Source organism: Fretibacterium fastidiosum (assembly GCF_000210715.1).
Classification (GTDB): domain Bacteria; phylum Synergistota; class Synergistia; order Synergistales; family Aminobacteriaceae; genus Fretibacterium; species Fretibacterium fastidiosum.
In genome coordinates this window covers 2467811-2474348 of record NC_021038.1, presented here as the reverse complement: position 1 = coordinate 2474348, position 6538 = coordinate 2467811, and the positions used below count along the sequence as shown (strand labels likewise).

Below are 6538 nucleotides of genomic sequence, written 5' to 3'. Positions count from 1 at the left end.
GTCGTCCTCGACCCGCTTTCTTCAGTCCGCTCTTGCCTCCCGACGGAGGCGCGTTTTCTTCGGTGTCCTACTCCACGCGCAACCGCCCCGTCCCGGCCTCCAGGGAGCCGATGACGGCCGTGCGTTCAAAGCCGTGCCGGCGGGCCAGGGCGGACAGCTCCTCTGTCCGGTCCGGGGACACGGCCAGCAACAGCCCTCCTGAAGTCTGGGCGTCGTAGAGCATGTCGACGGCGGAGCGGTCAAAATCCCCGGAGAGGTCAACCTGGGGTTCGTAGGCGGCCCGGTTGCGGTACGCTCCCTCGGGCACCAGCCCCATGTCCGCCAGCTCCCTGACCCCTGTGATGACCGGCAGGTCCTCAAGGGACAGGCAACAGTCCACCGTGCCGTCGCTCAGCATGTCCAAAACGTGCCCGGCCAGGCCGAAGCCGGTCACGTCCGTGCAGGCGTGGACGGCCTGATGCAGACTATCCGGCATGTGGAGGGGCAGGGCGTTGAGGGTCCTCATCCAGTGAACGGCCTCATTGATCGTCTCCTGCCTTTCGATCATGTCCGCCTTGATGGCCGTCGCAGCGATTCCTGTGCCCACGGGCTTCGTCAGGACCAGCCTGTCGCCGGGCCGGCCGCCGACGGTGCGCCACATTCGATCGCGCTCCACTTCGCCGTAGACCACAAGGCCGTACTTCGGTTCATCATCCTGAACGCTGTGTCCGCCAACGAGGAAGGCCCCGGCGGCTCGTGTCCGGTCGAAGCCTCCCTCCAGGATGCGCTTCAGCACGTCCAATTCGAGAACTTTTGTTGGAAAACCCACCACGTTCAACGCCACGATGGGACGTCCTCCCATGGCGAAGACGTCGCTGATGGAGTTTGCTGCGGCGATCTGCCCCCAGGTGTAGGGGTCGTCAACGATGGGGGTGATGAAGTCCACCGTCAGGACCCCAAGCCGCCGTTCGTCCAGAATCCAGAGCGCGGCGTCCTCTCCGCCTCCCCAGGAGGCCAGGACGCGGTCGCTCTCCACCTGCGGGATGTCCGCCAAAACTTGAGCCAGGTCCGCCGGACCTATCTTTGCCGCTCACCCGCTGCAGTGGGACATCTCCGTCAGCCGCTTCTTGTGGGCCTGCCCTCCCGCTCCGCCGTTCACGTTGTCGCTCATTGTAAACCCCTCCGCCTCTCAATTCCTCGAAAATGGACGCCGACGCCTGCTCCTCACTCGGTCATTCGCCCTCCACGTCGTCACAGAGGTTCTGGCCCAGCAGGCGCTCCAGCTCGCGGGGGCCGGCGGCGAGGGGCAACAGCAACATCAGCTTGACGACGAGGGCTTCCCGCGTCATGTCGCGGGCACCGATGGCTCCCAGGTCCATGACCTTCTCTCCCACCTCGTAAACCCCAAGATCCGTGCCGCCGAACAACGCCTGGGTGCGCACGACGATGGGAACGCCGGCTCGGATGCCGCGGTCGATGGAGGGCAGGAGGTTTTCGCCGGTGAAGGGGACGCCTCCCAGACCGAAGCCCTCGAGAACGAGGGCAGCGGGTCTGGCGTCCAGGATGGCGTCCAGAAGGCGGACGGGCATCCCCGGAAAGATGGGCAGGATCGCGACGTTGCGCTCAAGGGCGGGGAGAGGGGAGCCCCCCCATGGCCGGGAAGGGGAGAGCTTCGGCCTCTTCGAGCTAAGCCATGGGATCTTGTACTGGCCGCGGTCCCTCATCTCTCCCAGCAGGGGATAGTCCACGCTGACGAAGGCGTGCCTGCGGCGGCTGTCCGCCTTGGCGGCACGGGGGCCGTGGATGAGGACGTCGTCGAAAACGACGGCCACGCCCTGCCTCCGATACAGGGCCAACTGCATGGACATCTGCACGGCGGTGTAGAGGTTGTCCGCCGCGTCGCTGTCCCGGGCTTCTGGAGCCAGCATGGAGCCGGTGAGGACGACGGGAATGGGCACGTCCGGCAGCAGGTAGGAGAGGGCCGATGCGGTCCATGCCATCGTGTCCGTGCCGTGCAGCAGGATGACGGCGTCGCAGTCCGACGCGCTTTGACGAATGTGTTGAACCATGGCGAACCAGTCATCCGGCTGCATGTTGGAGCTGTCCTTCGACATCAGGTCAACGACCCTGATGTCGTGCTCAAAGCCCTCAAGTGCCGGGCAGAGGTTGACGAGCTCTCTTCCCGAGAGCTTCGGCCGCAGGCCGTCCTCCGAGGGGGCTGAGGCGATGGTGCCGCCGGTCGTGAAAAGCGTGAACTTCATGGTGAGCCTCCAGAATATCATCATCTTGCAAGGTATCTTCGCGGGGTCGGTGCCCTCGTCGTCGCCCTGCGATGAGAAGTGTAATGGAACGGCTCATTTTTTTTCAGCGCAAAAGTACGCGCGCAGGAGATTTTGAAACGATTTTTGATTTTTTCATTGACAAAGTTTTTGGGAGCGGAGTATAATGTCCTTCGTTTGTTGGTGAGTTGGCCGAGAGGCTGAAGGCACTCGCCTGCTAAGCGAGTATAGGGGCTAAAACCTCTATCGAGAGTTCGAATCTCTCACTCACCGCCAGGATTTTACCCGATTTATCGGGTGAGAGTTGTACGCGGCAGTAGCTCAGCTGGATAGAGCGAAGGCCTACGGAGCCTTAGGTCGTGGGTTCGAATCCTGCCTGCCGCGCCAGTCAACAATCCGGCATAGTCCGGTTACGTTTAAAACCCCGCTCAAAAGCGGGGTTTTTACGTTTTGACAGCCCGCCACAATCCGGTTAATATTGTCTCTATCCGACGCATAACCGTACCTATTCCCGTACCACTCCTCTCGATAGGACCGGGAAAAACGCTTCTGTGGTACGGTCGTGCTGAAGACAGGAGGTGGCTGGATTGGCGCTCACGGAGACCGCCATCAAGGCGGCAAAGCCGAAGGACAAGCCCTACATGCTGCGGGACGACCGGGGGCTCTGGCTGCTTATTGTCCCAGGCGGCGGGAAGTACTGGCGGTTGCGGTATTGGGTTGAGGGGAAGGAGAAGAAGGTATCTTTGGGGACCTACCCCTCCGTCACCCTCAGGGAGGCGCGAGAACGGCGCGACACGCTTCACAAATCACGAGCCGAGGGGGTTAACCCTGCTGAGGCGATGAGGGGCAGGAAGAGCCCTTCTGAATCGACCTTCGGGCACATGGCGCGGGAGTGGCTGGACAAGCAAATCCGGGGGGTCTGTACGCCGAAGTATGCCCGCGACGTATTAAGCCGATTGGAGCGTTTAATCTTTCCGGTTCTCGGAGAGCGAGATATCCGCGAGATAACGGCCCCCGATCTGCTGCGCGTCTTTCGGGATATCGAAGATCAGGATAAGGTCTATTCGGCCCATCAGGTCTCCAGTTATTGCAGCCGAATCTTTCGGTACGCCGTCGCCACCGGGAGAGCGGAGCGCGACCCTACCGCCGATCTGCGCGGAGCCTTGCAGCCCTACAAGGTGGAGCATCGGGCGGCCCTGATCGACCCCAGCAAGATCGTCCAGCTGGTGCGGGCCATGAACGACTTCGATGGGACGCCTGTGGTGCGGGCGGCTCTCTGGTTCTCCGCCTACACCTTCGCCCGTCCGGGGGAGGTCCGCAAGGCGGAATGGACGGAGATCGATCTGGAGGTGGCTGAGTGGCGGATCCCCGCCGAGAAGATGAAGATGCGCAGGCCCCATATCGTGCCCCTGGCGAGGCAGGTGGTGCGGCTGCTGTCGGACCTGCGCGGACTGACCGGGCGCGGCGTCTACGTCTTCCCCAGCCTGCGGTCTGCGAAGGGGACCGTCCCCATGAGCGAGAACACGGTGCTGTACGCTCTGCGGCGGATGGGGTTTGACGCCACCGAGATGACGGCACACGGGTTCCGGGGGATGGCCAGCACGCGGCTGAACGAGATGGGCTGGGCACCGGACGTGATCGAGCGTCAGCTGGCGCACCTGGACGCGAACAAAGTTCGCGCCGCTTACAACCATGCGGAGTATCTGGCTGAGCGGCGCGAGGTGATGCAGGCCTGGGCAGATTGGCTGGAGGGGTTGGGATAAGGCGTAGATATTCTTATCTCGCCTCAGTGCCCCTTTTGTCCCTGTGTCGCGAGTTAGTGCGGGCAGTGAAGAAGCCATGGCGAAAAGTAAGCGCAGAACAAGAGGATAATCAACAAAGCATTTGTAAAAAGATATTGCCACCAAACGATGCTTAAGGGCTTATTGATGAGACGCCCAACGAAGTACATCAGGAGAAAAAGCGTATTCATCAGTGTTAAGCCGCAGAGAATAATGATGGACGCAAGACGCGACAACGAGGTTTCTGCTATATTGGCGATAGCACCGGACAGGTACCCGCTACCCGTAGAAAACGCAATAACAATAGCCGCAAAGATTCCCAGGATAGCTATGTATTCCTCCTGTTGGTTCTCCAGCTTCCTTGCCGTGTCTTTTTGTTGGGCCTGTGTTTCTTTGACGCTGTCTCTCAACTGATTTGTTTCGATTTTTGCTGCTTGAACGTCAGCGAGGATTTCTCCGCCGAAAGTGTTTATATTCAGTGCATCAATGTATGAAAAGCGTGCGATATCCAAGCTCACGTGATCATGCAACTTCTTGAGATTGTCACCGATATCGATGATCTCACCCAAACTATTGGTATTTAAAGGTTTGTATCTTTTCCTTAGCTCCGACAAGTTTTCCCCAAGAATATCTATGACACCAGGAGTATCTCCCTGTTTTATCTCTGCCAATACGCTGAAGATATCAGAATAGAAGTGTCGAAAGGGTGGGTTGGTATTCTGCGTTTGGTACAAGCCCTCCAGTCTGCGACACATCTTTGAAAACTCGTCCTTCTTCTTAAGCGATATCCGAGTTGATGCCAACGCACGAAGGATATTGCGAAACTCCTCCCTCTGCTGTTCTTCCTCCGCGATGTTCAATGTTATCCAGCCACCTTTATGAGGTCAGGGGGAATGACCTTACGATTCCCTGCCCCATCCTGATAAATTTGATCCCAGGCCCCATTCTTACGATGCGTATCTTCTACCAGATCCCAGGGCGGGAGAACCCGCTTTGCTTCCACAATAGGGTCAATGCGTGCCCTATCCTTTGCTTCAATGGTAATGCCCTCGTAAGCCGTTGTGATGGACATAGAGCCAAAAATGCAAAAATGATAGTACACAGCAGGGACGACGGGGCCAAAAGGCCACGCCTCAATGGCATCAAGGAAAGCAAATTCACCGCGGCACAAAAAGTCTTTCTGGATGAAGTATAGAATCTTCTGGAGCTGCAGATTGCTTATTGCACAGCTATCTTTAACGCACTTAGTAACTATGTATTTTGCAAGATCAAGAGCAATCATAATGCAGGCCTCCCTTCTTTTAGATACAACTTACATATAAATTTTATCTGAGAAATTCAAAAAAGACAAGAGGCTTATCCACAGGAGAGGTGGTATCCAGTAGGTCGTGTACTGCCCCCGCCGCCGAGAGAGCGAGGCGCTTGGGCGTCATCAGCTTGGGAGGGGTCTTCGATAAGCGTCTTTGCGGTGCGATACTCGAACGACAAAGACGGTCAAAACGTTATCCTGTATCTCATAAAAGCACGCGATAACGTCCAACCCGGATTCGCCAGAGATCATAGGGGCCCTGTAATTTCCGCGCTCCCTCAGGGCGGGGGTTGTGCTCCAAGAGCGAAAGAGCCTCCAATATTCGAGACTGCAAGGAGCTTTCGAGGTCCAAAAGCTCCTTTTCGGCACTCTTTTTGAATACGACAGAGAATTGAGGCATCAGGACAGCCCCAATTTTTCTCTGACCTCCGCCAAAGGGATCGTCGTTTCCTCCCTGCGCTCAAGGTAACAGGCGATGTCCTCTTCGTCCTCACGCTCCTCAATCGAACGCAGAAAGGCGATATAGTCCACTGCACTCGCCAGGGAGTCCTCCGATAACTCCTCCAGCATCCGGACAGCAGCCCTTTGGATCTGCGTCAATGAAAGCGGCATTCTGGCATCTCCTTTCTCTCGGCGCCACCTGGGCGCTTGGGCATGGGGCTCATTATTCTTCCCAAGGCGGGATTATGGCGTGGCTAGAGCGGCTCAGAGATCAAGCGAGCTGGCGTTCTACACAGTCCTCTGTGTGCCCCTTCCTCCAGCTTGGGTTAATAAGCCCTGTAAATTCTGTGACAGGCGCACTGTCCAAATGGCGCGACGTTCTTTCAGGAACTGATCGTAAGACTTCATCTCCCAAATGTTGGGTTCTCCCTCTCTGGGGGAAGGAATGCCGTGCAATCTCAAATAATCATCATTGCATTGTGCAAAGTAATCTTTGGGAAGCGAATCTCCCTTTGTCAAATTATCTTGTGGGTCCAAAAGCTCGCAGTTCAAAATGCGGTCGCGGGCATCCTGGAGGTATTTCAATCTACCGTTCTCCCGGATTCTTTTCAACCTGCTGTCAGGAAAAATATGGTCTTTGGCCGTCATCTTGTCTGGATTATAGCCAGCTTCCCCCATATAAAACAAATGGAGCACAAGGTCCGCCAAGGAGTCTCTCATGCTGATATCCAAGATATCATCAATACTTA

The 6538-nt window shown here is 57.2% G+C and carries 7 protein-coding genes, 2 tRNA genes and 1 pseudogene; 3 read left to right on the top strand and 7 right to left on the bottom strand.

Annotated features, from left to right (window positions below):
• Nucleotides 1–67: 67 nt before the first annotated feature.
• On the bottom strand, nucleotides 68–1150 hold the full coding sequence (gene selD / locus SY1_RS11175) for a selenide, water dikinase SelD (protein ID WP_208873823.1): 1083 nt from the start codon (nucleotides 1148–1150) through the stop codon (nucleotides 68–70).
• 61 nt (nucleotides 1151–1211) lie between these two features.
• Nucleotides 1212–2240, bottom strand: coding sequence for an asparaginase (locus tag SY1_RS11170; protein WP_208873822.1), 1029 nt, complete (start codon nucleotides 2238–2240; stop codon nucleotides 1212–1214).
• Nucleotides 2241–2440: 200 nt separating this feature from the next.
• On the opposite strand from SY1_RS11170, the gene SY1_RS11165 reads away from it, so the two are divergent.
• From SY1_RS11165 to SY1_RS11155, 3 genes are all read left to right on the top strand, one after another.
• Nucleotides 2441–2534, top strand: a tRNA-Ser gene (locus tag SY1_RS11165).
• Between the two features lie 34 nt (nucleotides 2535–2568).
• Nucleotides 2569–2645, top strand: a tRNA-Arg gene (locus SY1_RS11160).
• Between the two features lie 200 nt (nucleotides 2646–2845).
• Complete coding sequence (locus SY1_RS11155; protein ID WP_208873821.1) at nucleotides 2846–4021, top strand: tyrosine-type recombinase/integrase; 1176 nt, start codon at nucleotides 2846–2848, stop codon at nucleotides 4019–4021.
• 53 nt (nucleotides 4022–4074) lie between these two features.
• Here SY1_RS11155 and SY1_RS11150 read toward each other — a convergent pair whose 3' ends face one another.
• From SY1_RS11150 to SY1_RS11130, 5 genes and pseudogenes are all read right to left on the bottom strand, one after another.
• Nucleotides 4075–4899, bottom strand: coding sequence for a coiled-coil domain-containing protein (locus tag SY1_RS11150; RefSeq protein WP_208873820.1), 825 nt, complete (start codon nucleotides 4897–4899; stop codon nucleotides 4075–4077).
• A 2-nt stretch (nucleotides 4900–4901) separates the two neighbouring features.
• A complete protein-coding gene (locus tag SY1_RS11145) occupies nucleotides 4902–5321 on the bottom strand; it encodes a Panacea domain-containing protein (protein WP_015557079.1) in 420 nt (139 codons plus the stop codon).
• A gap of 232 nt (nucleotides 5322–5553) precedes the next feature.
• Nucleotides 5554–5748 carry a type II toxin-antitoxin system RelE family toxin gene (locus tag SY1_RS12865; RefSeq protein ID WP_208873819.1) on the bottom strand — a complete coding sequence of 65 codons (195 nt, stop codon included), beginning with the start codon at nucleotides 5746–5748 and terminating at the stop codon, nucleotides 5554–5556.
• Nucleotides 5748–5960 carry a hypothetical protein gene (locus SY1_RS11135; RefSeq protein WP_015557078.1) on the bottom strand — a complete coding sequence of 71 codons (213 nt, stop codon included), beginning with the start codon at nucleotides 5958–5960 and terminating at the stop codon, nucleotides 5748–5750. The genes SY1_RS12865 and SY1_RS11135 overlap by 1 nt, the downstream gene beginning before the upstream one ends.
• Nucleotides 5961–6077: 117 nt before the next feature.
• Nucleotides 6078–6538, bottom strand: a pseudogene (locus SY1_RS11130) (hypothetical protein); the annotation flags it as partial.

Coding starts and splice junctions, on each gene's coding strand:
- SY1_RS11170 (WP_208873822.1), bottom strand. CDS start 2,240: ATGAAGTTCACGCTTTTCACGACCGGCGGCACCATCGCCTCAGCCCCC.
- SY1_RS11145 (WP_015557079.1), bottom strand. CDS start 5,321: ATGATTGCTCTTGATCTTGCAAAATACATAGTTACTAAGTGCGTTAAA.
- SY1_RS12865 (WP_208873819.1), bottom strand. CDS start 5,748: ATGCCTCAATTCTCTGTCGTATTCAAAAAGAGTGCCGAAAAGGAGCTT.
- SY1_RS11135 (WP_015557078.1), bottom strand. CDS start 5,960: ATGCCGCTTTCATTGACGCAGATCCAAAGGGCTGCTGTCCGGATGCTG.